Origin of the sequence: Micromonospora sp. 050-3 (assembly GCF_046549335.1) — a bacterium.
In the GTDB taxonomy this organism is placed as follows: Bacteria; Actinomycetota; Actinomycetes; order Mycobacteriales; family Micromonosporaceae; genus Micromonospora; species Micromonospora trifolii.
The window spans coordinates 274,874-301,515 of the sequence record NZ_JAJPVX010000002.1 but is presented as its reverse complement, the minus strand read 5'-3'; the positions used below and the strand labels follow the sequence as shown (position 1 = coordinate 301,515).

The 26,642-nt window shown below is 70.2% G+C and carries 25 protein-coding genes and 1 tRNA gene; 9 read left to right on the top strand and 17 right to left on the bottom strand.

The genetic code is table 11. From position 1 onward, the window contains the following. Nucleotides 1-3: 3 nt before the first annotated feature. From ACLJOK_RS16340 to ACLJOK_RS16320, 5 genes are all read right to left on the bottom strand, one after another. Nucleotides 4-1,017, bottom strand: coding sequence for an NlpC/P60 family protein (locus tag ACLJOK_RS16340; protein ID WP_410819693.1), 1,014 nt, complete (start codon nucleotides 1,015-1,017; stop codon nucleotides 4-6). 167 nt (nucleotides 1,018-1,184) lie between these two features. Then, nucleotides 1,185-2,186: a hemolysin family protein gene (locus ACLJOK_RS16335; RefSeq protein WP_410819692.1), complete on the bottom strand. Its 1,002-nt coding sequence runs from the start codon at nucleotides 2,184-2,186 to the stop codon at nucleotides 1,185-1,187. Beyond that, nucleotides 2,179-3,504 carry a hemolysin family protein gene (locus ACLJOK_RS16330; RefSeq protein WP_410819691.1) on the bottom strand — a complete coding sequence of 442 codons (1,326 nt, stop codon included), beginning with the start codon at nucleotides 3,502-3,504 and terminating at the stop codon, nucleotides 2,179-2,181. The genes ACLJOK_RS16335 and ACLJOK_RS16330 overlap by 8 nt, the downstream gene beginning before the upstream one ends. A gap of 103 nt (nucleotides 3,505-3,607) precedes the next feature. Continuing rightward, nucleotides 3,608-5,806 carry a (Fe-S)-binding protein gene (locus tag ACLJOK_RS16325; protein ID WP_410821511.1) on the bottom strand — a complete coding sequence of 733 codons (2,199 nt, stop codon included), beginning with the start codon at nucleotides 5,804-5,806 and terminating at the stop codon, nucleotides 3,608-3,610. A 205-nt stretch (nucleotides 5,807-6,011) separates the two neighbouring features. Then, a complete protein-coding gene (locus tag ACLJOK_RS16320) occupies nucleotides 6,012-6,275 on the bottom strand; it encodes a cell division protein CrgA (protein WP_350854895.1) in 264 nt (87 codons plus the stop codon). A gap of 218 nt (nucleotides 6,276-6,493) precedes the next feature. On the opposite strand from ACLJOK_RS16320, the gene ACLJOK_RS16315 reads away from it, so the two are divergent. From ACLJOK_RS16315 to ACLJOK_RS16300, 4 genes are read left to right on the top strand one after another with little or no spacing between them, the layout of a single operon-like run. Next, nucleotides 6,494-7,294: a DUF881 domain-containing protein gene (locus ACLJOK_RS16315; protein WP_238677552.1), complete on the top strand. Its 801-nt coding sequence runs from the start codon at nucleotides 6,494-6,496 to the stop codon at nucleotides 7,292-7,294. Beyond that, nucleotides 7,291-8,967, top strand: coding sequence for a class E sortase (locus tag ACLJOK_RS16310; RefSeq protein WP_410819690.1), 1,677 nt, complete (start codon nucleotides 7,291-7,293; stop codon nucleotides 8,965-8,967). The genes ACLJOK_RS16315 and ACLJOK_RS16310 overlap by 4 nt, the downstream gene beginning before the upstream one ends. 4 nt (nucleotides 8,968-8,971) lie before the next feature. Then, nucleotides 8,972-9,253: a hypothetical protein gene (locus tag ACLJOK_RS16305; RefSeq protein ID WP_410819689.1), complete on the top strand. Its 282-nt coding sequence runs from the start codon at nucleotides 8,972-8,974 to the stop codon at nucleotides 9,251-9,253. Between the two features lie 2 nt (nucleotides 9,254-9,255). Then, nucleotides 9,256-9,906 carry an aminodeoxychorismate/anthranilate synthase component II gene (locus ACLJOK_RS16300; protein ID WP_410819688.1) on the top strand — a complete coding sequence of 217 codons (651 nt, stop codon included), beginning with the start codon at nucleotides 9,256-9,258 and terminating at the stop codon, nucleotides 9,904-9,906. A gap of 56 nt (nucleotides 9,907-9,962) precedes the next feature. Here the strand turns inward: ACLJOK_RS16300 and ACLJOK_RS16295 are convergent, their stop codons facing one another. The 8 genes from ACLJOK_RS16295 to ACLJOK_RS16260 are packed head-to-tail and all read right to left on the bottom strand — an operon-like array spanning nucleotide 9,963 to nucleotide 19,690. Then, on the bottom strand, nucleotides 9,963-10,658 hold the full coding sequence (locus tag ACLJOK_RS16295; RefSeq protein ID WP_410819687.1) for a vancomycin high temperature exclusion protein: 696 nt from the start codon (nucleotides 10,656-10,658) through the stop codon (nucleotides 9,963-9,965). A gap of 19 nt (nucleotides 10,659-10,677) precedes the next feature. Beyond that, nucleotides 10,678-12,495, bottom strand: coding sequence for a Stk1 family PASTA domain-containing Ser/Thr kinase (gene pknB, locus ACLJOK_RS16290; RefSeq protein WP_410819686.1), 1,818 nt, complete (start codon nucleotides 12,493-12,495; stop codon nucleotides 10,678-10,680). After that, complete coding sequence (locus ACLJOK_RS16285; RefSeq protein WP_410819685.1) at nucleotides 12,492-13,901, bottom strand: protein kinase domain-containing protein; 1,410 nt, start codon at nucleotides 13,899-13,901, stop codon at nucleotides 12,492-12,494. Before ACLJOK_RS16285 ends, pknB begins: the two co-directional genes overlap by 4 nt. 1 nt (nucleotide 13,902) lies before the next feature. Next, nucleotides 13,903-15,408, bottom strand: coding sequence for a peptidoglycan D,D-transpeptidase FtsI family protein (locus ACLJOK_RS16280; RefSeq protein ID WP_410819684.1), 1,506 nt, complete (start codon nucleotides 15,406-15,408; stop codon nucleotides 13,903-13,905). Then, the gene (locus tag ACLJOK_RS16275) at nucleotides 15,405-16,898 is read right to left on the bottom strand and encodes an FtsW/RodA/SpoVE family cell cycle protein (RefSeq protein WP_410819683.1); all 1,494 of its coding nucleotides are present in this window, start codon (nucleotides 16,896-16,898) and stop codon (nucleotides 15,405-15,407) included. The genes ACLJOK_RS16280 and ACLJOK_RS16275 overlap by 4 nt, the downstream gene beginning before the upstream one ends. 30 nt (nucleotides 16,899-16,928) lie before the next feature. After that, nucleotides 16,929-18,413 (bottom strand): PP2C family protein-serine/threonine phosphatase, encoded by a 1,485-nt coding sequence (locus ACLJOK_RS16270; protein WP_410819682.1) that lies wholly within the window; start codon nucleotides 18,411-18,413, stop codon nucleotides 16,929-16,931. Next, nucleotides 18,410-18,895 (bottom strand): FHA domain-containing protein, encoded by a 486-nt coding sequence (locus ACLJOK_RS16265; protein WP_238677542.1) that lies wholly within the window; start codon nucleotides 18,893-18,895, stop codon nucleotides 18,410-18,412. Before ACLJOK_RS16265 ends, ACLJOK_RS16270 begins: the two co-directional genes overlap by 4 nt. Nucleotides 18,896-18,901: 6 nt before the next feature. Continuing rightward, nucleotides 18,902-19,690: an FhaA domain-containing protein gene (locus tag ACLJOK_RS16260; RefSeq protein WP_007454122.1), complete on the bottom strand. Its 789-nt coding sequence runs from the start codon at nucleotides 19,688-19,690 to the stop codon at nucleotides 18,902-18,904. A 206-nt stretch (nucleotides 19,691-19,896) separates the two neighbouring features. Here ACLJOK_RS16260 and ACLJOK_RS16255 point away from each other — a divergent pair. The 3 genes from ACLJOK_RS16255 (at nucleotide 19,897) to ACLJOK_RS16245 (ending at nucleotide 21,965) form a co-directional block, all read left to right on the top strand. Then, nucleotides 19,897-19,982, top strand: a tRNA-Leu gene (locus ACLJOK_RS16255). A gap of 64 nt (nucleotides 19,983-20,046) precedes the next feature. Next, on the top strand, nucleotides 20,047-21,162 hold the full coding sequence (locus ACLJOK_RS16250; protein ID WP_410819681.1) for an NAD-dependent epimerase/dehydratase family protein: 1,116 nt from the start codon (nucleotides 20,047-20,049) through the stop codon (nucleotides 21,160-21,162). Beyond that, nucleotides 21,159-21,965, top strand: a complete 807-nt coding sequence (locus ACLJOK_RS16245; protein ID WP_410819680.1) for a WecB/TagA/CpsF family glycosyltransferase — start codon at nucleotides 21,159-21,161, stop codon at nucleotides 21,963-21,965. The genes ACLJOK_RS16250 and ACLJOK_RS16245 overlap by 4 nt, the downstream gene beginning before the upstream one ends. 66 nt (nucleotides 21,966-22,031) lie before the next feature. Here ACLJOK_RS16245 and ACLJOK_RS16240 read toward each other — a convergent pair whose 3' ends face one another. Then, nucleotides 22,032-23,588 carry a S8 family peptidase gene (locus ACLJOK_RS16240; protein WP_410819679.1) on the bottom strand — a complete coding sequence of 519 codons (1,557 nt, stop codon included), beginning with the start codon at nucleotides 23,586-23,588 and terminating at the stop codon, nucleotides 22,032-22,034. Nucleotides 23,589-23,804: 216 nt separating this feature from the next. On the opposite strand from ACLJOK_RS16240, the gene ACLJOK_RS16235 reads away from it, so the two are divergent. Next, nucleotides 23,805-24,407, top strand: a complete 603-nt coding sequence (locus ACLJOK_RS16235; protein ID WP_410819678.1) for a hypothetical protein — start codon at nucleotides 23,805-23,807, stop codon at nucleotides 24,405-24,407. Here the strand turns inward: ACLJOK_RS16235 and ACLJOK_RS16230 are convergent. Then, a complete protein-coding gene (locus tag ACLJOK_RS16230; RefSeq protein WP_410819677.1) occupies nucleotides 24,375-24,773 on the bottom strand; it encodes a hypothetical protein in 399 nt (132 codons plus the stop codon). The genes ACLJOK_RS16235 and ACLJOK_RS16230 overlap by 33 nt on opposite strands. On the opposite strand from ACLJOK_RS16230, the gene ACLJOK_RS16225 reads away from it, so the two are divergent. Next, nucleotides 24,751-24,933, top strand: a complete 183-nt coding sequence (locus tag ACLJOK_RS16225; RefSeq protein WP_410819676.1) for a hypothetical protein — start codon at nucleotides 24,751-24,753, stop codon at nucleotides 24,931-24,933. The two genes, ACLJOK_RS16230 and ACLJOK_RS16225, sit on opposite strands and share 23 nt — an antisense overlap. Before the next feature lie 53 nt (nucleotides 24,934-24,986). Here ACLJOK_RS16225 and ACLJOK_RS16220 read toward each other — a convergent pair whose 3' ends face one another. Beyond that, entirely contained in the window at nucleotides 24,987-25,208 is a 222-nt protein-coding gene (locus ACLJOK_RS16220; RefSeq protein WP_410819675.1) for a DUF397 domain-containing protein, read from the bottom strand. After that, nucleotides 25,178-26,059, bottom strand: coding sequence for a helix-turn-helix domain-containing protein (locus ACLJOK_RS16215; RefSeq protein WP_091396372.1), 882 nt, complete (start codon nucleotides 26,057-26,059; stop codon nucleotides 25,178-25,180). The genes ACLJOK_RS16220 and ACLJOK_RS16215 overlap by 31 nt, the downstream gene beginning before the upstream one ends. Nucleotides 26,060-26,642 lie beyond the last annotated feature (583 nt).

Genomic DNA, 26,642 nt, shown 5'->3' with positions numbered 1-26,642 from the left:
GGGTCAGCCAGGTCTGCGGAACCCGGCGACAGGCATGGTGTTGATGCTGGACACCTGCACCGGCTTACCGGCACGTGGCGCGTGCACCATGGTGTTGTTCCCCAGATACAGCCCGACGTGACTCAGGCCGGAGAAGAAGAAGACCAGGTCACCGGGGCGGGCATCGGCTCGCGAGACGGCCTTGCCCTCGTTCCACTGGTCACCGGTGTGGTGGGTGAGGTAGATCCCGGCCGCCTTGTAGGCGTACTGGGTCAGCCCCGAGCAGTCGAACGAGTTCGGCCCGGTGGCACCCCAGACGTACGGCTTGCCGACCTTGCCGCAGGCGGTCTTGATCGCGGTGCGTGCCGCTGCGCTGAACACCCCGTTGATGGTCGGGCAGGCAGCGGTCTTGACCGTGGTCTTGGGCATCGACGCCTCGAGCTGCTTGATTTCGGCGTCGATCTGCTTCTTCTTGGCCGCCAGCTCGTTCTGCTGCTTGGTCTGGGTGACGATCAGCGCGTCCAGCTTCTGCTTCTCGCCGTCGTACTTGGCCCGCACGGCAAGCACGCCCTCGACCTGCTTGCGCTCCTGCGAAGCGAGCCGGTCGAGGATGGTGAGCTGCTCGGTGAGCGTGTCCGGCTTGGCGCTGACCAGCAGCGCGCCAATGTCGTGCGACGGGCCCGAGATGTAGTAGCGGGAGGCGAGGTCGCCGACCCGGTTGAGCGCCATCTCGCTTTGCAGCGCCAGCGGCTCGATCTTCTTCTGGAGGTCCGCCGACTTCTGCCGGTTGACCTTCAGCTGCGCCCGGACCTTGTTGTACTGCTCGATGGTGGGCTCCAACTGCTCCCACTTCTTGTCGATCTGCGCCTCGATCTCGTCGACCGTGGGCGCGGCATGTGCCGGCGCGGTCAGCAGACCGGCGCCGACCGCCGCCGCGGCGACCAGGATCAGCACCCGGTGCGCGGCGCGGCGCAAGCCGCCAGAGCGAGCAGACGCGTTCAGGTCGTGACGATGAGGGGGCATGGTTGCCACCGGCACCGACTCCTTTGCAACCGACCGCCGGGCGCCTCGCGTGAGGGAAGGGCCGAGGCAGACGACCCACAGCGGTCGGTGCCCCACATTAGGGAAGCTTGAGGCGGTAATCAAGGCGAGCGCGGTAACCATCACTGTCGTGCAACCGCTTGCACACCATGGGTATTGGTCCATCAACCAACGATTGCGGTCAATACATCGTCAAGAGTGACCACACCGAGCGGCCGTCGCCCGTCGCTGACCAGCACCATGTGCCGCCGCTCGCGGCGCATGGCCAGCAGCAAATCGGCCAACGTACGCTCCGGCGGCACCACCGCCAGCGGCCGGTAGACGTCGGCCGGCACCGGGGACCGGCGACCCTGCCCGGAGTAGCCGAGCACGTCCTTGACGTGCACAAAGCCGAGCACCCGACGGGTCGACCGCTGCACCACCGGGAACCGGGACCGGCCGGTCCGGGTCGCCAGCACCTCCAGTGACGCCGGCGACACGTCCTCGGCCACCGTCACCACCGTCGACCACGGTTGCAGCGCGTCCGCCGCCGTCCGCGCGTGCAGGGCCAGCGCGCCGGTGATCCGCGCGTGCTGCTCCGCGTCGAGCAGCCCCTCGGTCCGCGCCTGAGAGACCAACCCGGCCAACTCCTCGGCGGTGAACACCGTCTTCACCGCCTCCGACGCCTCGATCCGCCAGAACGCGAGCACCCGTCGTGCCGCCCATTTCATCGCGAGCAACAACGGTTTGGTGGCCACACAGAATGCCAGCATCGCCGGGCCGAGCCAGAGCGCGGAGACCTCCGGACCGGCAAGCGTGATGTTCTTCGGCACCATCTCGCCGACGACCGTGTGCAGAAAGACCACCACGCCCAGTGCCAGCACGAACGCCACCGGGTGCACCGCCCGCTCCGGCAGGCCGGCCGCGTGGAACGGCGGCTCCAGCAGGTGGGCCAACGCCGGCTCGGCGATCGCGCCCAGACCCAACGAGCAGACAGTGATGCCAAGCTGCGCGCCAGCGATCATCAACGGGATCTGGTTCATCGCCGACAACGCCCAGCGGGCGCGTTTCGACCCGGCGGCCAGCGGCTCGATCACCGTCCGGCGGGACGCGATGAGCGCGAACTCGCTGCCCACGAAGAACCCGTTGCCGAGCAGTAGCAGCACTGTCACCAGTAGCTCAGTCATCGTCGTCCGGATCCGCCGGGCGCAAGACCCGGACCTGCTCGATCCGGTGCCGCTCCACCTCGACCACTGTGAACTCCCAGCCGCCCGTCTCGACCGTCTCGCCGGCGAGCGGGATGTGCCCGAGCTGGGCCATCAGGAACCCGGCCAACGTCTCGTACGGCCCCTCGGGCAGCCGGAAGCCGGTCTGCTCGGCCAACTCGTCGGAGCGGAGCACACCGTCGACCAGCACTGTGCGCTCACCGCCCGGCACTGTCAGCTCGGCCGACCCGTGGTCGTCCACGCTCGCCGGGTCGAACTCGTCGGCGATCTCTCCGACCAGCTCCTCGACGAGGTCCTCGACGGTCACCACGCCGTCCGTGCCGCCGTACTCGTCGACCACGATGGCCAGGTCGGCCCTGGCCGCCTTCAGCGCGGCCAGGACACCGTCCAAGTTCAGGCTCTCCGGCACGTACACCGGCTCGCGGGCCACCGAGCCGACCCGGGTCGACGCGCGCTCGGGCAGCGGCACGCCCAGCGCGTCGGGCACACCGGCCACACCGGTCACCAGGTCCAGGGTCTCCTCGTACACCGGGAAGCGGGTCCGCCCGGTCCGCCGCGACTCCTCCAGCAGCTCGGCCACTGTGGCCGTGGCGCGCAGCGCGACCACGTCCACCCTGGGGGTCATCGCCTCCGCTGCCCGTTTGTCACCGAAGCGGATGGTGCGACGCAGCAGCATCGCGGTGTCGGTGGGCAGTGCGCCGGCCCGCGCCGAGATGCCCGCCAGCAGGCCCAGTTCCTCCGGTGAGCGGGCGCTGGCCAACTCCTCCTGCGGCTCCACGCCGAGTGCCCGGACCAGTCGGTTCGCCGAGCCGTTCAACCCTCGGATCACCCAGCCGAACGTCCGGGAGAACGTGTGCATCGGGCCGGCCGTCGCCAGCGCCGCCGGCATGGGCCGGGCCAACGCCGCGTTCTTCGGCACCAACTCGCCGAAGAGCATGGAGATCAGCGTGGCCAGGGCCAACGCGATGAACGGGGTGAGCCGCTCGGTGCTGTCTCCGGCCAGCGGGCGCAGCAGCGGGGTGAAGAGCCGGGCCAGGGCCGGCTCGGCCAGGTAGCCGGTGAGCAGCGCGGTGATGGTGATGCCGAGCTGCGCCCCGGAGAGCTGGAAGGAGAGTTCGCGCAACGCCGTGCGTACCGTCAGGGCGGCCTGGTCGCCCGCGGCGGCCCGCCGGTCGATCTCCGCCCGATCGACCGTGACCAGGGCGAACTCGGCCGCGACGAAGAACGCGTTGCCCGCGGTCAGGGCTACGAAGCCGACCAGGGGCAACAACGTCGTCAAGAGTAGGCCGTCGATGTCGCCTCACCTCGGCGAGATTCTTGCACGACGGCGGCGGCCCTCAGGGGCCGCCGCCGTCGCTGAACAGATCCCAGGGGTACGCGTCTCAGCCGCCGATCGGCGCGGTCTCCTTGCCGCCCTGCGGCTGCTCGGGCTTGACCGAACGGAGCAGCACGCTCGCCACGTCGATCACCTCGACCTGCTCGCCGGCGCCCTTGCCGTTGACCCCGTCGTTGAGCATCGTCGAGCAGAACGGGCAGCCGACCGCCACCGTCTTCGCCCCGGTGGCCATGGCCTCCTCAACCCGGTCCACGTTGATCCGCTTGCCGATCTTCTCTTCCATCCACATCCGGGCGCCGCCGGCACCGCAGCAGAAGGAGCGCTCGCTGTTACGCGGCATCTCGGTCAGCTCGCCCTCGATGGCGTCGCCGAGCACCTCCCGGGGGGCCGCGAAGACGCGGTTGTGTCGACCCAGGTAGCAGGGGTCGTGGTAGGTGACGCCGCCGTCGACCGGCTGCACCGGCGTGAGCTTGCCGGTGGCGACCAGGTGCGCGAGCAGTTGGGTGTGGTGGACCACCTCGAACTCCCCGCCGAGCTGCCCGTACTCGTTGCCCAGGGTGTTGAAGCAGTGCGGGCAGGTCGCGACGATCTTGCGCTTGGCCCTGTCCCGGCCCTCGAACGCCTCGTTCAACGTCTCCACGTTCTGCTGGGCGAGCATCTGGAAGACGAACTCGTTGCCGATCCGTCGCGCCGGGTCGCCGGAGCAGGTCTCGCCCTCGCCCAGGATCGCGAACGTCACGCCCGCCTCGTTGAGCAGCGTGGCCACCGCGCGGGTGGTCTTCTTGGCCCGGTCCTCGAACGCGCCGGCGCAGCCGACCCAGAACAGGTACTCGAAGTCGTCCACCTCGCCGAACCGGGGCACCTCGAAGTCCAAGCCCTTGGTCCAGTCCTCGCGGGTGTTCGGCGGGGCGCCCCACGGGTTGCCCTTGTTCTCCAGGTTGCGCAGCATCACGCCGGCCTCAGAGGGGAAGCTCGACTCGATCAGCACCTGGTAGCGGCGCATGTCGACGATGTGGTCGACGTGCTCGATGTCCACCGGGCACTGCTCGACACAGGCGCCGCAGGTGGTGCAGGACCAGAGCACGTCCGGGTCGATGACACCGCCCTCCTCGGCGGTGCCGATCAACGGCTTGTCGGCCTCGGCGAGGGCCAGCACGTCCAGGTGGGCGAGCTGCGCCTGAGTGGCCCTCTCCTCGCCGGTCAGATCCTTGCCGCCGCCGGCCAGCAGGTAGGGCGCCTTCGCGTACGCGTGGTCGCGCAGGCTCAGCACCAGCAGCTTCGGCGACAGGGGCTTGCCGGTGTTCCAGGCCGGGCACTGCGACTGGCAGCGACCGCACTCGGTGCAGGTGCTGAAGTCCAGGAGACCCTTCCAGCTGAACTGCTCGACGTGGGCGACGCCGAACTGGTCCTTCTCCGGGTCGGCCTCCTCGAAGTCGAGGGGCTTGCCCTGGCTCGTCATCGGCCGCAGCGCGCCGAGACCGGAGCCGGCCGGCTTGGCCGGCTCCCGCTTGAAGAAGATGTTGGGGAACGCCAGGAAGCGGTGCCAGGCGACGCCCATCGTGACGTTCAGGGAGATGACGATCAGCCACGTCATCGAAATAATGATCTTGATGGCTGCGGCGACGCTGACGCCGTCAGCCCAGTCGGGCAGCACCGCACCGACCGCGTGACTGACCGGGGTGGCCCAGAACGGGAACTCGAAGTGGTCGGTGGCGACCTTGAAGCCCCGGATCACGAAGCCGAAGATCAGGACCAGCAGCACGATCCACTCGACGAAATAGCCCTGCCACATGGTCGAGCCGGTGAACCGGGACCTCCCGCCCGGGCGGGTCGGCCGGTTGCGCAGCCGGATCGCCATCAGCACCAGGATGCCGACCAGACTCAGCACCCCGATGATCTCGGTGACCAGACCGAAGATCGTCCAGTGCCCGATGATCGGCAGACCGCCGTCGGTGGTGCCGACCTCGAAGTACGCCTCGAGCACCAGCAGCGACAGCACGACGAAGCCGACCATCACGAACCAGTGCGCGGCGCCCACCACGCCCCACTTGAGCATCCGGGTGTGGCCGGCGGTCTCCACCAGCATCGTCCTGGCGCGGGCGACCTTGTCGGAGAACCGCTCCGGCGCGGGTTGCCCGAGCCGGATGACTGCCACCATCTTCAGGACCGCACGCACCGCAAGCCACACCGCCACGGCGGTGATGGCGGCCGCGAGGATCGTGGTGACGATCTGGACGCTGCCCATCGAGTTGGCCTCCCCGGTCTGCTGCCTGATGACCTCGCTCTGCTCGGTCATGCAGTGCAGCCTACGCGAAGGTTACCCAGCGGTAACGTGAGTCATCTCGCAGTAGGCCGCGCTGCCTGCGCACACCATAGGGGGCCCCACCCGATCCTGCTGGGCAGGGGCTCGGCGGGGTGACGTGGGACCGCCGGCGCGACGGTCTGTCGGATCAGCGCCAGCGAGAGAGCAACGCCAGCGAGGCGACCATCGCACCGAAGCCGACGGCGAGGTTCCAGTAACCCCACGCCATGACCGGGTACTCCTGCTCGGACAGGTAGTAGAGAACCAGCCAGCCGATCCCGACGACGATCAAGGCGACAGCGGTGACCGGCAACCACACGGGGCTAGGCTTGCGCGACGACGACGTCGTCGTCGGACGGACGTCCGTCGGCGGGGTGTACACCTTCTTCTTACGGACCTGAGACTTGGGCACGGCGCTCTCCAGAGGGGTGACGACCTCGTCCGGCCTGACAACCGGGCGCGGGGGCGACGGTCCATGGCCAATAATGTTCGAGAGCTAGCGTAGTCCCGATTGGCCGCCCGGACCACGAATGGGGTCAGGCCGGTGCACGGAGTGACCGAAAGAGGCGGAACTATTCGTACCGGCCCAGCCGGCACGGACTGATCCCCGACACGCGGAAGGAACGCTCGGTGGAGTACACATCCGGCGCGACCTCCTGGCAGAAGGTCCTCCGACGGGCCGCTGCCGGGCTGCTGCCCCGGCGACCTCGCCAACGCCGTCCGGGCTGGTCGATCGGGGTGCCCCTGATCGCCGCAGCGGCCGGGTTGCTCTTCACCACCACCGCGACCACAGCGGGCGGCACCGCTCTCCGGGAGGACCGGCGCCCCCAGCTCAACCAGCTCATCGAGGACCGCCGCGAACAGGTCGCCGCCAGCGAGCGCCGCGCCGCCACGCTGCGCGGCGAGGTCGAGCAACGGACCAACACCCTGGCCGGCTCGGACGCCCCGATCAAGGATCAGCAGAATCGCGCCCAGGGCAGCCTCCAGAACGCCGGGTTCACCGCCCTCGGCGGGCCCGGGGTCACCGTCGAGCTGAACGACGCGCCACAGCTGGACCAGACGCAGTCGGACGCCAGCAACGACGACCTGGTGGTGCACCAGGGGGACGTTCAGGCGGTGGTCAACGCGCTCTGGGCCGGCGGAGCCGAGGCCATGTCAATCATGAATGTCCGCGTGCTCACCACCAGCGCGGTACGCTGCGTCGGTAACACCCTGCTACTTCACGGCCGGGTGTACTCCCCCCCGTTCAAGATCGTAGCGATCGGCGATCCCGCTGCCCTCCAGCAGGCCCTCGCCAGCTCTCAGGGAGTCCGGTTGTTCAAGGACGCGGTCGACGACTACCAGCTTGGCTACAAGGAGACGGCCTCCGAGGTGCGAGTTCCCGCATTCGAGGATTCCACAGCCCTGCGCTCGGCTACGGTGCCCAAGTGAGCGGGCCGGACGAGCGACGCGACGGGCGACACCGGGACCAGACCGACGAGCCGACCGCCTTCCTGCCCAAGTTCGACCGGCCCGAGTCTGCACCGGGCCGACCGACTCCGGCCAGCAACTGGCCCGAGCCGGTGCTGCATCCCCCGCGAGCCGAGCAGCCGCCGCAGCCGAGCGCCACTCGACCCCAGCCGACCGAGACCCCGGGGCGCCCGGGCGTCGAAGCGCCGCCGCCCTGGCCGGGCAGCGCAGCTGCCGGGCCAGGCTCACACAGCGGCGCCGGGGTTCCCCCCGCGACCGCCTCCGGCCGGCCGACCGCCAGCAACCAGGGCCCGGTTCGGCCCGCTGCCCCCGGCAACGCCCCGACCCGGCCCCCCGCGCCCAGCGCCGCGTCCACCCGACCGACCGCGCCCAGCGCCGCACCGACCCGCCCACCGGGCGTCGGCAACCCACCTGGTGCCGCACCGACCCGCCCGGCCACACCCGGCGGGATGCCGATGCCGGCCCGGCCGGCGACCTCCGGCACGCCGAGCCGGCCTGTCTCCTCCGGCCCCTCGACGCCGCCGCTGGCCGACTCGCCGACGGCGTACATTCCCCAGGTCAGCGCCCGGCCCGCCCGACCCACCGGCTCCCCGGCCACGCCGGTCTCCCCGGCCGCCCCCGACCGCGTCGCAGCGGCCGGGCCGGATGGCTTCGCGTCGACCGGGCCGAGCCGGGTCCCGCCGAACGGGCCGGGACGAGTCCCGCCGAGCGGCGCGGACCCGGCCGCCACGGCGTTGATTCCGGCGGTGCCCGCCACACCTGCCAGCAGGCCGCCGACCATGGACTCGACAGCGTTGATGGGTGCCGTCCCCCGCACGGCGGTCCCGGATGAGCCGGCGGACGACAACCCCGCCGACCCTCCCCAACCCCGACGCGGCGAGCGGGTGGTGCAACTCCGACCGCACCAGACCGGCGAGGGCTACAAGAGCGTCTACTCCGAGCTGACCCGCCCGTCGTTCGGCTCGCGACTGCGCACCGGCGTCCGCGTCACCGGCGAAATCCTGATCACCTTCGGCCTGGTGGTTCTGCTCTTCGCCGGCTACGAGGTCTGGGGCAAGTCGGCCATCGTCGACGCCCACCAGAACGACCTCAACAACCAGTTGGCCCAGGAGTGGGGCCCGACCGACGACCCCACGGTGGTCCCGTCGGTCGGCCCGAGCGTCAAACCGTCCCCACCGGTACGCGGAAAGCCGCTCGCGGGCCTCTACATCCCCAAGCTCGACAAGAACTGGGTCGTCGTCGAGGGCGTCACTCAGCAGGACATCCGCTTCGCCCCGGGCCACTACCCGACCAGCGCGCTCCCCGGCCAGGTGGGCAACTTCTCCGTCGCCGGCCACCGCAACCGGGCCACCTTCTGGCGGCTGGACGAGCTGGACGAGGGCGACTCGATAGTGGTCGAGAGCAAGACCGACTGGTATGTCTACCGGGTGTCGCAGTCCCGGATCGTCCGACCGACCCAGGTCGAGGTGGTGGCGCCGGTGCCCGGCGAGCCGGACAAGAAGGCGACCAAACGGATGCTCACCCTCACCACGTGCAACCCGAAGTTCGACAACTACCAGCGCCTGATCATCCACGCCGAACTGGACCGCACCCAACCCAAGTCCGCGGGCCGCCCGGCGGAGCTGGGAGGCTGACCCGATGTACGCGTTCATCTGGCGCAAGCTGCCGTTCGGCGTGGTCGGGAAGGTGACCGGCTCGGTGCTGCTCCTGGCCGCCACGGTGGCCCTGCTGTGGTATGTCGCCTTCCCCTGGGCGGAGCCCCTGCTGCCCTTCGACGACGTACAGGTCGAGTCCGGCGTACCCGCTGAGACGGGTGGCGGCGGCGACCCGGTGACCGGGGAGACCCCGGCCGGCGACGAGCACGAGCTGCCGTACGACACCGACCAGAACAACTCCGCGCCTCCCTCCCCGAGCAGGTGACAATGCGCGTCCTGGTGATCGACAACTATGACTCCTTCGTCTTCAACCTCGTGCAATATCTGGGCCAGCTCGGCGTGGACTGCGAGGTCCGTCGCAACGACGAGATCGACGTCGCCGAGGTGGGCACTGTTGGCGCCGACGGCATCCTGCTGTCGCCCGGACCGGGCAGCCCGGACCGCGCCGGCATCTGCCTGGACGTCATCCGGGAGTACGCGGGCAAGCTCCCGATCTTCGGCGTCTGCCTCGGCCACCAGGCGATCGGCGAAGCCTTCGGTGCGACCGTGACGCGCGCCCCGGAGCTGCTGCACGGCAAGACCTCCGAGGTACGACACCACTCGGTCGGCGTACTCGCCGGTCTGCCCGACCCGTTCACCGCCACCCGGTACCACTCGCTCGCAGTGCTGCCCGAGACGCTCCCCGACGAGCTGGAGGTCACCGGCTGGACCGGCTCCGGCGTGGTGATGGCGATGCGGCACCGGACGCTGCCCATCGAGGGCGTCCAGTTCCACCCGGAGTCGGTGCTCACCGAGGGCGGTCACCTGATGCTGGCCAACTGGCTGGCCAGTTGCGGTCACCCCGAGGCGCTGGAGCGGGCACCCGCGCTGGCCGCCGAGGTCAACGCGCGTCGCCTAGCAGCCTTCGCCACCACCTGAGGCCCGGACGTCAGGGCCCGGTCACCCAGATTGTCGGGGAGCCGATGCCGGCCGGATCAGCCCCGCAGCGCGTTCTGGATCGCGGGGTCCACTGGCGAACGCACCGCCGGCGGCCGGTCGCGCACCGCGTCCCACGCCGCCTTACCACTGGCGAAGTAGTCCCGAACCGACTTCTCGGCGAGCAGGGCAGCGCCGCAGCCGTCGCAGCGGGCAGTCACCCCGTCGACGTCGAGGCCGAGCTGCCGGCACAGCGTCACCGCCCGGGACAGGTGGTACGACTGGGTGACGATCAGGGCCCGCTCGACGCCGTACACCTCGCGCGCTCTCGCGCAACTGTCGTAGGTGTCCAGGCCGAACGGGTCGGCCACCACCCGACGCCTTTCGACGCCCCGCTCGGAGAGGTACGTCGTCATCACCGCCGGCTCGTCACCTGACGCCCCGCCCCCGTCGCCCGACACGAGGACGACAGTGGCCCGCCCACTGGCCACCAACTCGGCGGCGGTGTCCAGGCGCCCGGCGAGACGGTCCCCCGGCCGCTGCCGATCGGCCGCCACCTCGGTGCCGAGCACGATCACCACGTCGGCGGCCGGCGCGTCGGCGGCGGCGTACAGGTGGCCGCGTGCGGCGAGCGTCGTCCACAGCCACGGGAGACTGGCGAGCACCAGCACGACGAGGCCGGCGACGGCCAACCGGCGGAGGCGGCGAGGCCACCGCCGTACCGCCCCGACCGGGGACGTTTCCGCCTCGGTCATGCCGATGCCCGCGGGCGGCCTAGTCCTGGGGCCGGCCCGGCGGGGGCGGGAACGGCAGACCGATGCCGCCCCCGTTACCGGGAGTGGTCGGCGTGCCCGTCGGCGTGGACGTCGGCGTCCCGGTGGGCGTCGGGTCGGTCTCCGGCTCCGGTTGACTCACCTTGATGGTCACCCTCGTGCCGCTGGGCTTCTTCTCGTTGCCGTTCGGGCTCTGGTCGGTGACCTTCCCCGCCTGGGCGGCAGGCACCTCCGGCCCGTCGTTCACGACAACAACGAAGCCGGCGTTCTTGAGGACGCGGGTGGCCTCCTCCTGGCCCAGTCCGACGACGTCCGGCACCTCACGAACCTTGCCGTTCGAGACCGTGAGCTTCACCTTCGTGCCTTCGGGAACGCTCTCGCCCGAGGGCGGGTCGACGTCGAGAACCTCGTCCTGGCTCGCCTCGTCGTCCACCGTCTTGATCTCGAACGTGAGTTTTGCCTCATTGAGCCGGGCGATGGCGCTGTCCCGCTTGCTGCCCTTGAGCCCGGCGGGAACTCGCACCTCGGGCTTGCCACCGCAGATCTGAATGGTGACCGTACGGTTCTGCTCCAGCTGCGTGGTCGGCACGGGGTTCTGCTTGACGACAGTGCCCTCTGTGCAGTCACTTGCCAGCACCGGGTCACCCACCTGTGCGGACAGACCAGCCTTCTGGATCTCGGCGATCGCCACATCCCGGGTCTTGCCGGTGAGGGTGGGCACCGACTTCAGGTCATTGTCCTTCTGCTGGTTCCAGAGCAGGGCGGCGACCAGGGCAATCACCGCCAGTACGCCCACCGCGCTGAACATCGCGATCAGCCAGGAGGACGCCTTGCGCTGACGGGGGTCGCCCACCCGGGCCGGGATCTGCCCGGTCTGCTGCCCACGGCCGGAAGCCGGGTAACCGCCCCCGCCGCCGGCCGGCGCCATTGCCACAGTCTCCGCCTCGCGCAGCACCGGGGTGGCCAGCACGGGCCGGCCGGCGGCGGCGCGGAGCAGGTCGGCCCGCATCTCGCCGGCGCTCTGGTAGCGGTTGAGCGGGTTCTTCGACAGCGCCTTGAGCACGATCGCGTCGACGGCCGGGGTGACGTCCGGGTTGATGTCGCTCGGCGTCGGCGGCGTCTCCCGTACGTGCTGGTACGCGACGCTGACCGGGCTGTCCCCGACGAACGGCGGGTGCCCGCAGACCAGCTCGAAGAGCACGCAGCCGGCCGCGTACACGTCGGAGCGCGCGTCGACGGCCTCGCCGCGTGCCTGCTCCGGGGAAAGATATTGCGCAGTGCCGATGACCGCGCTGGTCTGCGTCATGGTGGTCGCGCCACTGGCCAGCGCCCGGGCGATGCCGAAGTCCATCACCTTGACCTGGCCGGTCTGGGTGAGCATCACGTTGCCGGGCTTGATGTCCCGGTGGATGATGCCGTGCCGGTGGCTGAACTCCAGTGCGGCGCACATGTCGGCGCAGATCTCCAGCGCACGGCGCGGTTGCAGTCGCCCCTCGGCGCCGAGGACCTCCTTCAAGGTCCGCCCGTTGACGAACTCCATGACGATGAACGGCAGCGTCTCACCGGTCGGCGCGGTCTCCTCGCCGGTGTCGTAGACCGCCACGATGGCCGGGTGGTTGAGCGAGGCGGCGTTCTGCGCCTCCCGACGGAACCGCATCTGGAACGTCGCGTCCCGGGCGAGGTCGGTGCGGAGCATCTTGATCGCGACGTCCCGACCGAGCCGGAGATCGCGACCACGGTGCACCTCGGCCATGCCGCCATAGCCGAGCAGCTCGCCGACCTGGTACCTGCCACCGAGCAGGCGGGCCTGCGCTGTCATCGCGTCTGTCGTCCTTCGCTCGTCGTCGTCCCGCCGTTGCCCGGCTGGAGTCGTACCTCCCGACGGTACGACGTCCGGGTCGGATCGTCGCGCCCGTCGAGTCGTAGCGCGCCGGACGCCACGGTGCGCGGCGCCAGCCCGGCGGATACACCGGCCTGCGACTGCTTCCGTAGGTTGTAGGAAATCACGCCAGAGCAGAGCAGGACCAGCACGGCCAGCAGGATGGCGAGAAGCACCATCCCAGGCCGGGACCGCTGGGGCTGGGGTGACGGCGTCACCGGGCCGGCCTGCCGGACGTACGCCGGCGGGTGTTCCTGGCGGGGTGGCCCGGACGGCACCGCCGCCGCCCCGCGTGGGTAGCCGTTCGGTGCGCCCTGCGGACGGGCGGGCTGGACGGCCGGCGCGACGGCGGTGGGGCGTGGCTGTTGGGCGGGCGCGACAGCGGTCGGCCTCGGCCCGGCCACCGGCGGGCGGGCAGTCGGCGGACGCATCTGGTGTGCCTGCGGCACCTGGGCCCGGCCGGGGGCGGCGGGAGAGGCGGGCGCCGCGGAGACCGGCCCGGAGTTGGTGCCGGCCCGGGCCTGCTGGGAGAGCGCGGCCTTGAGCTGACGGGCGACCCCGGCGAGTGCGGCGGCGCTCGGCCAGCGGGCGGCCGGGTCCTTCGCCAACGCCCGTTCGACAAGGGCGCGCACCTGCGGAGGGATGTCGGCCGGCAGGGGCCGGGGCGTCTCCCGGACGTGCCGCATCGCGATGTCGAGGGGGTTGTCGCCCTCGAACGGCCGCCGACCGGCCAGGCACTGGTAGGCGACCACGCCGAGGGCGTACACGTCGGACGCGGGAGTGGCCACGCCGCCGGTGGCCTGCTCCGGCGAGATGTACGAGGCGGTGCCGAGCACCGAACCGGCGGCGGTGAGCTGGCTGACCATGTCGGAGCGGGCGATGCCGAAGTCGGTCAGCACCAGCGTGCCGTTCGGCCGGACCAGCAGGTTGCCCGGCTTAACGTCGCGGTGCACGATGCCCTTCTCGTGCGCGGCGTGCAGCGCGTCGGCGGCCTGGGCGACGAGGGCCATCGTCCGGGCCGGAGTGAGCCGGCCGACCCGGCTCAACGTGGACGACAGGGCGTCACCCTCGACGTACTCCATGACCAGGAAGGCGATCTGCTGGTCGTTGCCGAAGTCGTAGACGTCCACCACGCCGGGATGGTTGATGGTGGCCATGGTGCGGGCTTCGCCGCGGAACCGCTCGCCGAAGTCCGGGTCGTCGAGCAGGGCGGGGAGCAGGCTCTTCACCGCGACCGTCCGGCCGAGCACCTGGTCGGTGCCGCGCCAGACGTCGCCCATGCCGCCGCTGGCGATCCGCTCGTCGAGACGGTAGCGGTTGCCAAGCTGCACGCCGGGGCTGAGCATGTCAGCGACCCCCTGGGTCGGCGATGGCGGCCTTCATGATCTGGCCGGCGATCCGAGCGGCCTCGGCGCTACCGCCGGGGCCGGCCTGCTCCAGCATCACGCAGACCGCGGAGACGGGGTTGCCGTTCTTGTCCAGGGCGAAGCCGATGAACCAGCCGTGGTCGGGTCGGTCCGGGGCGGACTGGGCGGTGCCGGTCTTGCCGCCGACCGTGTAGCCGCTGATCGCGGCACTCTTGCCGGTGCCGTTCCGGACCACGCTGACCATCATCTCGCGCAGGTCGGTGGCGACCTGCGGCTCGACGGGCTGGCGCAGCTCCCGCGCCTTCGCGGTGTAGTAGCTGGTGGTCCGGTCCGGAGCGAGCAGCTGCCGCACCAGGTACGGCCGCATCTGGCTGCCGTTGTTGGCGATCGAGCCGGCGATCATGGCGCCTTCGAGCGGGGTCATCCGGACGTTGTTCTGGCCGATCGAGGACTGGGCCAGTGCGGCCTGGTCGGTGCTGCCGTCCGGGTTCTTGATGTCCCCGGTCCGGCTGGGCGCAGTGGGCAGGCCACCCTCGCCGAGCTGGCCGACGGTCAGGTCGTCCTGCTCGAAGCCGAACTGGCGGGCCTTCTCCTTGAGAGTCTCGGCGCCGAGCCGCACGCCGAGCTGGGCGAAGCCGGTGTTGCACGACTCGGTGACCGCCTCCAGCAGGGTGACCTGCCGTTCCGGGCAGATCGAGGCGGCGGCGTTACGGATCGGGGTGCCCGACGTGGGCGGGGTCCAGCTGGAACCGGCCGGGATCTCGGTGGACTTGGTGACGCCGTTCTCCAGTGCTGCCGCGGCGACCACGATCTTGAAGGTGGAGCCCGGCGGCAGCGTCTCGGAAAGTGCGCGGTTCTTCAGCGGACCTTCCGGGTCCTGTTCCAGCTTGTTGTACGCCGCGGTTGCCTCTTTGGTGGCGTGGCTGGCCAGCGGGTTCGGGTCGAAGCTCGGCATGGAGACCAGCGCCTGGATCGCGCCGGTACGCGGATCGATGGCGATCGCCGCGCCCCGCTTCGCGCCCACCTCGTTGTTGCGGAGCTGGTCGTACGCCGCGTCCTGCGCCCGCTTCGAGAGCGTGAGCAACACGTTGCCGCCGCCGGTGTCGTCGCCGGTGAACATGTCCTTCAACCGGTCGCCGATCAGCTGGTCGCTGGTGCCGGCCAGGAAGTCGTTCTCCACCCGCTCAATGCCCTGGTCGGCCAGGTTGACCGGCTTGTAGCCGAGCACATGGGCGTACTTGGCGCCGAGTGGATAGGTGCGCAGGAACTTCAGGTTGCCGGTGGTTTCCTTGCTCGTGGCCAGGGCCGTGCCGCCAGCCTCGATGTTTCCGCGCTTGCGGTCGTACTCGGCGACCTGGACCCGACCGTTGTAGTCGCTGGTCCGGTATTCATCCGCCTTGTAGGCCTGGATCCAGTTGAGGTTGGCGAAGAGCAGACCGAACAGGACCATGACGACGACGCCAACGCGGCGCAGGGGTGCGTTCACGGCTTGATCACCTCCGTGGGAGCACCGTGCAGCTGCTCGGGCGGGCCACCGCTGGGGCGAGCCGCCTTACCGCCGCCTCCTCCGGTCACCGGTCGGCGGGCGCCGTCGGAGACCCGCAGCAGCACCGCGATGAGCAGCCAGTTGGCCATCAGCGACGACCCACCGGCGGACAGGAACGGGGTGGTCTGACCGGTCAGCGGAATCAGCTTGCTGATCCCGCCGACGATCACGAAGACCTGGAGGCCGAGGGTGAACGCGAGACCGCCGGCGAGCAGCTTGCCGAACGAGTCCCGTACCGCGAGCGCGGCACGCAGCCCACGCTCCACGATGAGCAGGTAGACGACCAGCAGCGCGGAGAGGCCGAAGAGGCCGATCTCCTCACCGATGCCGGCGAAGATGAAGTCGTTCTGCACCTCGGGCAGGATCTCCGGCTGACCGCCGCCCGGCCCGGCACCGAAGAGCCCGCCCGTGCCCAGGGCCAGCAGGCCCTGCACGAGTTGGTAGCCCTTGTTGGTCGGGTCGGCGAACGGGTCGAGCCAGATCTCCGCCCGCACGTAGAAGTTGGCGAACGGCCCGCCGACCGTCGAACCGAGGAAGTAGGCGAGGTAGGCGCCGCCGAAGAAGAGGACCAGGCCGATCAGTAGCCAGCTGACCCGTTCGGTGGCGATGTAGAGCGTCACCACGAACATGCCGAAGTAGAGCAGCGAGGTGCCCAGGTCCTTCTCGAAGACCAGCACCAGGACGCTGATCAGCCAGACGCCGACCACCGGGCCGAGGTCGCGGCCCCGCGGGAAGTCGATGCCGAGGAAGCGCCGGCTGGCCAGCGACAGCACCTCACGCTTGCGCACCAGGTAGTAGGCGAAGAAGACCAGCAGCGCGAGCTTGGCGAACTCACCCGGCTGGATGGAGAACAGGCCGACATCGATCCACAGTTTGGCGCCATTCTTCTCGGAGATGCTCGACGGCAGCACCGCCGGGAGCATCACCAGCACGATGCCGGCCAGGCCCAGGGTGTACGCGTACCGCGAGATCGACCGGTGGTCGCGCATGATCGCGAGCAGGGCGGCGGCGAGGATCACCGCACCGAGCGTCCAGGCCAGCTGGCGCCCGCCCTGCCCCGCGAAGACGGCCAGGCTCTCCCGTTCGGTCACCGGGGCGTCGCCCAGGTCGATCCGGCGCAGGAAGCCCACCCCGAGCCCGTTGAGCAGGGCCACCGCCGGCAGCAGCGCCGGGTCGGCGAACGGGGCGAGGAACCGGATGACCAGGTGCAGGCCGAGGAAGACCGCGCCGAGCGCGGCGGCCGGCATCCAGAAGTCCGGGGTGACCGTGTCCAGCAGGTTCGCCTCGACGGTCGCCCCGTACGCGGCCACCAGCACCATCGCGAGCAGCAGCAGGTACAGCTCGGCGTTGCGGCGCGACCGCGCCAGGCGTACGCCGGATTGCTCGCCCGCGGTGGCGGGCGAGGGTGCCGGTGTGGCCGCTACGGTCACGGGTGGAGTCCTCAGGATCTCAGCCGACGCTCACTCAGGAGACCGGCAGCCGGCCGGGTCGAGCGCCGGCGTTGCCGAGTCGGAGGGCGTGACGTCGGGTGTGGTGGTCGCGCCGGCCCCACCGAGAGCGGTGGTGGCACCGGCGGTCGGGCTCGCGCTGACAACCCCGTCGGGGGTCGGCGACGCGGTGGCGCTCGGGCTGCCGTTCGGGGTCGGTGTCGAACCGATCGGCGTTGGCGTCGGCGTGGGCGTGGGCGTGTTGTTGCCGCCGGCGACGGTCGGGTCGAGCGGGCAGAGCGGCTTCAGGTTGGGGTTGCTCGGCGTGTCGCTGGTCAGCTCGGCGAGCTGACGCTCGGCGTCCGGCTCACTCTTCGCCCGGATGCCGACCTTGACGGTGTCCTGTGCGGCGACCGTCAGGTCGTCCAGTCGGGTGCCGCTGCGGCGGTGCACGCTGGACAGGTCCATCCCGGCGATCTGACCCTGGACACCGCGGAAGACGGCAACCTGGCCCTCGTCTGTGGCGCCCACGTAGTACTGCCGCTGGGTGTACGTCCAACCACCGAAGGACGCACCACCGACGATCACCAGCAGGGCCAGCGCCATCGCTGCGGTCCGGACCGGGCGTCGCTTCGGCCGGTCGGCGTCATCGTCGGAGGCCGCCGGCTCCTCGGGCACGGCCGGACGCGGCGCGGAGAGCGCTGAGGCCCGGGCGGCCGGAGTCGAGTCGTCGGCGGAGGTCGCCATGCCGCGGTCCCGGGCGGCGGCGCCGCCCACGATCGGGGTCGCCTCCACGATGTCCTGGTCCGTGGCGTCGGCGATGATCACCGTGATGTTGTCCGGCCCACCGCCGCGCAGCGCGAGCTGCACCAGCCGCTCGACGCACTGCTGCGGGTCGGCGTACTCCCGCAGGGTCTCGCCGATGGTTTCGGCGCTGACCACGCCCGAGAGGCCGTCGCTGCAGATCAGATACCGGTCGCCGGGCATGACCTGGCGGACCGAGTATTCCGGGTCGATGTCCCGACCGTCGAGGGCTCGGGTGAGCAGCGACCGCTGCGGGTGGCTGCTCGCCTCCTCGGCGCTGATCCGGCCTTCGTCGACAAGCATCTGGACGTACGTGTCGTCCTTGGTGATCTGCGCGAACTCGCCATTGCGCAGCAGATAGGCCCGCGAGTCGCCGATGTGGACCATCCCCAGCTTGCTGCCGGTGAAGAGGGTCGCCGTCAGCGTGGTGCCCATCCCCTCCAGCTGTGGGTTGGCGTCCACCGTGTCGCGGAGTTGTTGGTTGGCGGTGCCCACGGCCGAACGCAACGCATCGACGAGAGCGTCCCCTGGGACGTCCTCGTCGAGCGGCGCCATGGCACCGATGACGATGTTGCTGGCGACGTCACCGGCGGCCATACCGCCCATGCCGTCGGCAACGGCGAGTAACCGCGGCCCGGCGTAGACGGAGTCTTGATTGCCGTCTCGGATCAGACCGCGGTCGCTGTGGGCCGCATAGCGCAGGGTCAGAGTCATGGCCGTAATTCGAGGGAAGTGCGGCCGATCCGGATCGGCACGCCGAGGGGGACGGGGGTTGGTCCGGAGACCTTAGCGCGATCGAGGTACGTGCCGTTAGTCGAGCCGAGGTCCTCGACGTACCACTGCCCGTCGCGCGGCAGGAGCCGGGCGTGTCGCGCGGAGGCGTAGTCGTCGGTAATGACCAGGGTGGAGTCCTCAGCCCGACCAATGGTGATCTGCGCTTCACCGAGAGTGATTTTGGTGCCGGCCAGCTGACCAGCCGTCACCACCAGCTGATGTGCCGCTCTGCCCCGTTTCACCTTCGCTGGCTTGGCCGCCTGCCCCGTCGAGGCGCCCACCGCGCGCGGCGCGGCCACCAGACGACCAGACCGGGCGCCCGCGAAGAGGTCCCGGCGGATCACGCCGACCACCGTGAACACGAAGATCCACAGCAGGATCAGGAACCCGAACCGGGCAACGGTGATGACCAGTTCCGGCAAGGCGGGTCAGCCGTCCACGCGGAAGGTCAGCGTCGTCGTCCCGAGCTGGACCATGTCACCAGGGTTGAGCGCGACGGCGGAGACCCGCTGCCCGTTCACCATGGTGCCGTTGGTCGAACCCAGGTCGGTCAGCACGACCTGGCCCCCGTCGAAATCCAGCCGGGCGTGTCGCCGGGAGATGCCGACGTCGGGCAGACGCAGGTTGGCCTGGTCGCCGCGACCGATCACCGTCGACCCCATCTGGAGGGGGTAGGTACGACCGTCGCCGGAGACCAGCCGCACGTTGCGACCGCCACCGTGCCCGGGCGGCGGGCCGTAGCCACCGCCCTGGTCGTACGCGGGGTAGGCGGGCGGGCCGGCGTCGTAGCCGGGTGCCGACACCGGGGCGACCTCGCCGCCGGTGTAGACCTCGGCCGTGACACGGAACATGCCCGTGTCCAGACCCTCGCCTCGCTCGATCTCGACGATCACGTCGCCGTAGACCGTCCACGCCTGCTCGCCGATGAACTCCGCCTGCGACTGGGCCAACTCCTGGGCCAGCGCGGCGGCGTACGGCGCCAGCCGACTGTGGTCGAACGGCGAGAGATCGATCACGTAGCGGTTGGGCACCAACGTGCGCCCACCGGCCAGGATCGCCTTGTGCGCCTCGGCCTCCCGCTGCATGGCGTTGAGGATCTCCACGGGGTGGACCACCCCTTTGAAGACCTTGGCGAAGGCCCCTTCGACCAGGCCTTCCAGACGCTTCTCGAAGCGTTGCAGCACGCTCACCGGCTCCTCCTCGGGTCCCGAGGACATGATGGTATCCGGCCGGCGCGCGCGCAGCTCACACGCCGCTCGGCCGGCCGCTCTCGGCCCGTTCGGAAGGGCCGGGACTGTCGTGCTAATCTTTCGTCCGCCACGAACGGTAATCGCTCGTGGCGAGCGCCAGGGACAGCGTAGTATTCCCGAGGCCCGTTGGAGACAGCGGGGCCGGGAAGCTAGAGTGTTCCGGGTTGTGCCACGGGGATGTGGCGGAATGGCAGACGCGCACGGTTCAGGTCCGTGTGCCCGAAAGGGCGTGGGGGTTCAACTCCCCCCATCCCCACCACCGACGAGGGCTCCGCTTCACGCGGGGCCCTTCCGTCATATCGGGGCGTGCGGGACGCCACGCTATGCTCCGATGGATTCTGCCTCCGATGGACCAGGAGTGGCGTGTGAGTGTCGCGTTGGTGACAGGGTCGGGTGGTCTGATCGGCTCCGAGGCGGTCCGGCATTTCGCCGGCCTCGGTCTGGACGTCGTCGGCATCGACAACGACATGCGCCGGTACTTCTTCGGCGAGGACGGCTCCACCTCGTGGAGCCTGGAACGGCTCGGCCGTGACCTGGGTACCGCGTACACCCACTTCGCGGTGGACATCCGGGACCGGGACGGCCTGGAGCAGGTGTTCAAGAAGTACGGCTCGGACATCGCCGTGGTGATCCACAGCGCAGCCCAGCCGAGCCATGACTGGGCAGCCAAGGAGCCGTACACGGACTTCGACGTGAACGCCGGTGGCACGCTCAACATCCTGGAGAACACCCGCCGGCACGCGATCGACGCGCCGTTCATCCACTGCTCGACCAACAAGGTGTACGGCGACCGGCCCAACAGCCTGCCGCTCATCGAGCTGGAAACCCGGTACGAGCTGCCCGAGGACCACCGCTGGTACCAGGGCATCACCGAGGAGATGTCGATCGACCACTCGCTGCACTCGGTCTTCGGCGCCTCCAAGGTCGCCGCGGACGTGATGGTCCAGGAGTACGGTCGCTACTTCGACATGAAGACCGCCTGCTTCCGGGGCGGCACGCTGACCGGCCCGGCGCACTCCGCGGCCGAGCTGCACGGGTTCCTGGCCTATCTGATGCGCTGCGTCATGGAGGGCCGGACGTACAACCTCTTCGGCTACAAGGGCAAGATGGTCCGGGACGCGATCCACTCGCACGACGTGCTGACCGCGTTCGAGGCGTTCTTCCGGGCCCCGCGATCCGCGGAGGTCTACAACCTCGGTGGCGGCCGGCACTCCAACACCTCGCACATCGAGGCGTTCCGGATCGCCGAGGAGATCACCGGCCGCGAGGCGCGGATCAACTACGTCGAGCAGAACCGCACCGGCGACCACCAGTGGTACGTCAGCAGCATGGCCCGGTTCGAGGCGCAGTATCCGGACTGGACGATCACATACGACGTGCCGATGATCCTGCGGGAGATCTACGAGGCCAACGTGGACAAGTGGATGGCCCAGCCATGAGCGCCCGGACGAAGCGCAACGTGCTCGGCGTCCTGGTCGACGCCACCGACTACGCCACGGCCACCGACGCGGTGGTCACCGCAGCACACGAGCGGCGTCCCCTCGCGCTGACCGCGTTGGCAGTGCACGGTGTGATGACCGGGGTGCTCGACCCGGCGCACAACGCGCGGCTCAACTCCTTCGACGTTGTCACGCCGGATGGGCAGCCGGTGCGGTGGGCACTCAACCTGCTGCACCACGCCGGGCTCAGCGACCGGGTGTACGGGCCGACCCTGACCCTGCACGTGCTGTCGCGCTTCGCCGACGAGGGGCTACCGGTCTACCTGTACGGCTCGACCGAGGAAACCCTCACCCGGTTGATCCCGGCCCTGGAGCGGATGTTCCCGGCGCTGAAGATCGCCGGGGTGGAGCCGTCCAAATTCCGTGCCGTCCAGCCCGGTGAGGACGCCGAGATCGCCGACCGGATCCGGTCCAGTGGTGCCCGGTTGGTCCTGGTCGGGCTCGGCTGCCCGCGCCAGGAGGTCTTCGCGTACGCCATGCGGCCGCTGCTCGACATGCCGTTGATGGCTGTCGGCGCGGCCTTCGACTACCACGCCGGGCTGCTGCGCCAGCCCCCACCGTGGATGCAGCGCGCCGGTCTCGAGTGGTTCTGGCGCCTCGGTCTGGAGCCGAAGCGGCTCTGGCGCCGCTACGTCATCCTCAACCCGGCCTACCTGAGCCGGCTCACCGCGCAGAAGATCGGCCTGTGGAAGGCCCGCCCGCCGGCCCCGGCCACCGAGCGGCCGGCCACCTTCTCGGTCTGAGCCCGATCCGTACGACGCGAGGCCCCACCCGGCGTGCCGGGTGGGGCCTCGGTCGTAGGAGACCGGTCAGACGGTCAGGGTCCAGGTGTTGATGTAGCCGGTGTCGGCCGAGTAGGTGTCCCGCACCTGAAGTCGCCAGATGCCGTCGGCGGCCTCACCGGACACGTTGACCGTGTACGTGGCGTTGACGTTGTCGGTGCTGTCCGAGGTGCTGCTGTTCTTCAGCCGGTACGAGCTGCCGTCCGGGGCGAGCAGGTCGATGACCAGGTCACCGCGGTAGGTGTGCACGATGTTCACCGCCACGGTGGAGGCCGAGGAGGCGTTGCGACCGCAGCCGGAGATGGTGATCGAGCTGGTCACCGCCGAGCCGGCGTCCGGGATCGACACGTCGGTGCCGTTGGTGCCGGTGCAGCCGGTGGGCGGCGGCGGGGTGCTGCCGGTGCCCACGTAGAGCAACAGGTTCGGCGAGCCCGAGCCGGGGTTGCTCACCACGTTGGGGGTGGCGTTGGCCACCAGTTGGTTGCGGACCTGAGCCGGGGTCCAGCTCGGGTTGGCGCTGGCCACCAGGGCCGCAGCTCCGACCACGTGCGGGGTGGCCATCGAGGTGCCGCTGATCGTGTTGGTAGCGGTGTTGCTGTTGTACCAGGCCGAGGTGATCGACGAGCCGGGCGCGAAGATGTCCAGGCAGGTGCCGACGTTGGAGAACGACGACCGGGCGTCCGAGCTGGTCGTCGAGCCCACAGTGATGGCTTCCGTGGTACGCGCCGGCGAGGTGTTGCAGGCGTTCGCACCGTTGTCATTGCCGGCCGCCAGGCCGTACGTGACGCCCGAGGCGATCGAGTTGCGGACGGCGTTGTCCAAGGAGCTGTTCGCGCCGCCACCGAGGCTCATGTTCGCCACCGCCGGCTTGATCGCGTTCGCGGTGACCCAGTCGACGCCGCCGATCACACCGGCGTTGGTGCCACTGCCCGAGCAGTTCAGCACCCGGACGCCGACGAGCTGGACGGCCTTGGCCACCCCGTACGCGGACCCGCCGACGGTGCCGGCCACGTGCGTGCCGTGCCCGTTGCAGTCGTCGGCCGAGCCGCCGTCCACCGCGTCGTAGCCCGAGGTGGCCCGGCCGCCGAAGTCGTTGTGGGAGAACCGGATGCCGGTGTCGATGATGTAGGCGTGCACGTTGCTCGCCGTGTTCGGGTAGGTGTAGGAGCTGTCCAGCGGCAGGTTGCGCTGGTCGATCCGGTCGAGGCCCCAGGAGGGCGGGTTGGCCTGCGTGCCGGAGATCGAGACGGTGTGGTTCTGCTCGACGTACGCCACCGCCGGGTCGGCCGCGATCCGCGCCGCCGCGCTCGCGTTCACAGTGACCTCGAAGCCGCGCAGCGCCGCACCGTAGGTGCGGGCCACGGTGCCGCCGTGGCGGCCGGAGAGCCGCTTCGCGGTGTCGCCGACCCGGTCCCGGGCCACGGCGCTGTCCTTGAGTACGACGATGTAGCTGTCCGGCACGGCGGTGGCTCCGCCGGCGGCCCGAACCACACCCACGGGTTCGGCGGCCAGGGCCGGGGTACCGACGGCCAGCACTGTCGCCGCGGCCACCCCGATCAGTACGGACCTTCGTGGAAGACCCATCTCCTACCTCCCTCTGACCGGCAGCGGAACGAGACCACCGGTCCCAACATCAATCGACACGCGCCGATCTAGCTGAGGGTAAGTCAGCCGTCGGGCAGTTGAACATGTCGAAACGGCCATACCTTCGAGTGATGGCCCCCTACGGGCCCGGCGTCCGGGGCGAACGGGGGACAGGCCCGGATTCGCCTCGCCGGGATTCGGGAAAGACTTTCGAACATGGAGAGTCAGCTCACCATCCTGCTCCCGGTCGCCGCCGTCTGGCTGGCCGCCGGCGTCGTTGCCGACGGCCTTCCCCGGCTGCGCAACACCCGCATGCTGCGTCGGCGTACCGGATGGTTGCTGATGCTGGCCCTCACCGGCGTGGCGCTCACCGCGGTCGTGCTCGGCGGCGGGCTGCTCAGCGCCGGCACCGCGCCGGTCGACCGGGCCGCCGCCGGGCTCACCCTGGCCGCCGGCCCGGCGCTCGTGGCGACGGTCTGCTCGGTACGACGGATCCGCCGGCTGTGGGCCGGTGCGGGCGCGTTCGCCAGTGCCCCCGCCACCCCCGCGCCGCACGGTCTGCGCGCCGCCGCAGCTCACCCGCTCGTCGGGCTGCCACTACAGGTCACCGCTCTGGCCACGGTGCCGGCGTTGATCGCCGCCGCCGGTGCCGACCTCGGGGCCGACCCCGGCGTCACCGGGCCGGCGATCACAGTGGGCGCGCTCGCGGTCGTCGCCATCGGGGTCCGGCACGCGCTCCGTCACAACCGCTTCGCGGAGCGGGCCCAGCCCGCCGCCGTCACACGGTCAACGCGGACGGCTGGCGCTCTGCACGTATAGCAACTCCAGGATCGACCTGGTCGCCTCGAACCAGCGGTCCAGCCAGTCCTGCGAGGGCACCGTGCCCTTCGGCGGCAACTCCATCAGCAGACCGCGCAGCAACGGGTGGTCAGCCAGGGACTCGGGCGGCTCCATCGGCCAGCCCGCCGGCGGGAACGACGGCTCGATCAGCGGGTTCGGGTCCAGTGAGGGCAGCGAGAGCGGAGGATCCGTCGTCTCGGAAGAGCCCTCCCGCCCGCTCAACTCCTGGTCGGTCGAGACCACCTCGGTCAGAACCGTGTCCCGACGAGCGCCGCGGTACTTGCCACCGAACCGCTCCGGCTTTGCCGGACCGGTGGTGAGGTTGTCTGAACCGATCGTCGTCATCCGTCTCGCCTACTCGCTCGGTTGCGGGTCGGTGCGGCGGGTCGTCGACCAGCGCCGTACCGACCGGTTCAACGAGACGGGGACGCTCTGGCGACGGGATTCCCGACGGAACCTCGCCGGCCCACGTCGCGACGCGACAGTCAGCCGCGCCTACCGCTGACACGGCAAAGTCCCCGTCCGGCGAACCGGACGGGGACTTCACTGACCAGTCGGTCAGACCGCGCCGAACACACCACCCCGGGTGCCGGCAACGAAGGAGTGCCAGTTACCCGGCGCGAAGACCAGGGCGGGGCCCGCCTTGTCCTTCGAGTCCCGCACTCCGACCGCCCCCGTCACGTACGCCACCTCCACGCAGTTGTCACAGTTCGGCCCGCTCTTCGAGCTCTTGAACCATGCTGCCTGCGTCAGGTCCACGGGGAACCCTTTGGTCGCCATTTCCACAACGGCTCCTCTGCCAGTTTTGCGATGTGTGCGACGGACTCCTCCGGACGTATGGCCGCAGCGCGGATGTGATCGAAGATGAAGCTGTACTTCTGTAGTTCGTCGCTCTTCTCGAGGAAAAGCCCACCCGTGGCGTTCTCCGCGTACACAACATCCGGATCACCGGGCTCAGGGAAGCTGAGGATCGTGAACGTGCCGTCCATGCCGGCATGCGCACCCACCTCGAAGGGCAGGATCTGCAGCGTCACGTTCGGCAACTCGGCCACCTCGACCAACCGCTTGAGTTGACCGCGCATCACCTCGTCCCCGCCCACCGGCCGACTTACCACCGCCTCATCGAGCACCACCCACAGATCGACCGGATCGTCCTGGGTCAATAACGACTGACGGCCCAAACGGACACGCACCCTTTGATGCACCTGATCGGCGGTGAAGTCCGGCCGAGCGGCGCGGATCATGGCCCCGGCGTACTCCTCGGTCTCCAGAAGACCCGGAACGACCTGCTGTTCGTACGCCCGGATCGAACTCGCCGCCGCCTCCAGCCCGACGTACGCGCCGACGAGCACGGTGCTGTAGGGGTGCCACCAGCCCTTCTGGCGGGCCTCCCGGGCGATCTGCACGAGCTCGTCGCTCTCGGCGCCGACCACCCCGTAGATCCGCAGCATGTCCCGCACGTCGCGCGGGGTGGCCGTGGTGTGCCCGGTCTCGATCCGGGAGACCTTCGACGCCGAGCATTCCAACTGTTCGGCGACCACCTCGATGGTGATTCCGGCGGACTCCCGCTGGCGGCGCAACTCGGCCCCGAGCCGCCGCCGTCTGATGGTGGGACTGCGCCGCTCACTCATGGCGCAACCCGTGAGCCACTGGTCCCCGCCGCTGGCTGCTCGACCCCACTCGGGCTACCTCCGGTAACGCGCCACTGGGTGACACCCGCCGGGGGCGCGACCGTCGACCGGCGAGCGTTCGCGACGAAGGGGGTGGTGCCGGTCCTCGGCCGGCCGCGACGGGCGAAACCGGCCCTCAGTCTGCCGCCCGGACGCCGATGGCTTCAATAGGCCTTTCGCGCGACACGCTCACGTATCGGCAAAAGTCGACGTGCAACTTGCATGAAGCACATCCCTGATGCACTCTGTCCGTATGGCACGGATCACTCAGCGTCTCCGTTCGGTCCCTCGGAGTGGTGACCCCACCGCGCTGGGGAAGCCGGGCACGGCGCGGGCCCGGCCCACGACAACGCGACCTGCTCCGGGGTAAGGACCCCGCCGCTGCAAGCCGGCAAGCTGCGGCGGCGGGCGCGGTTCCCGGAAGCAACCGGGTGGTGGTCGGGTGGCGGCACGTCACCAGCGGGTACGGCCCGACCACTGCCATCCGCACCACCGGTTCACGAGGCACGACCCCGTCACCGGCCGAGACGTCCCCCGTTCAGGC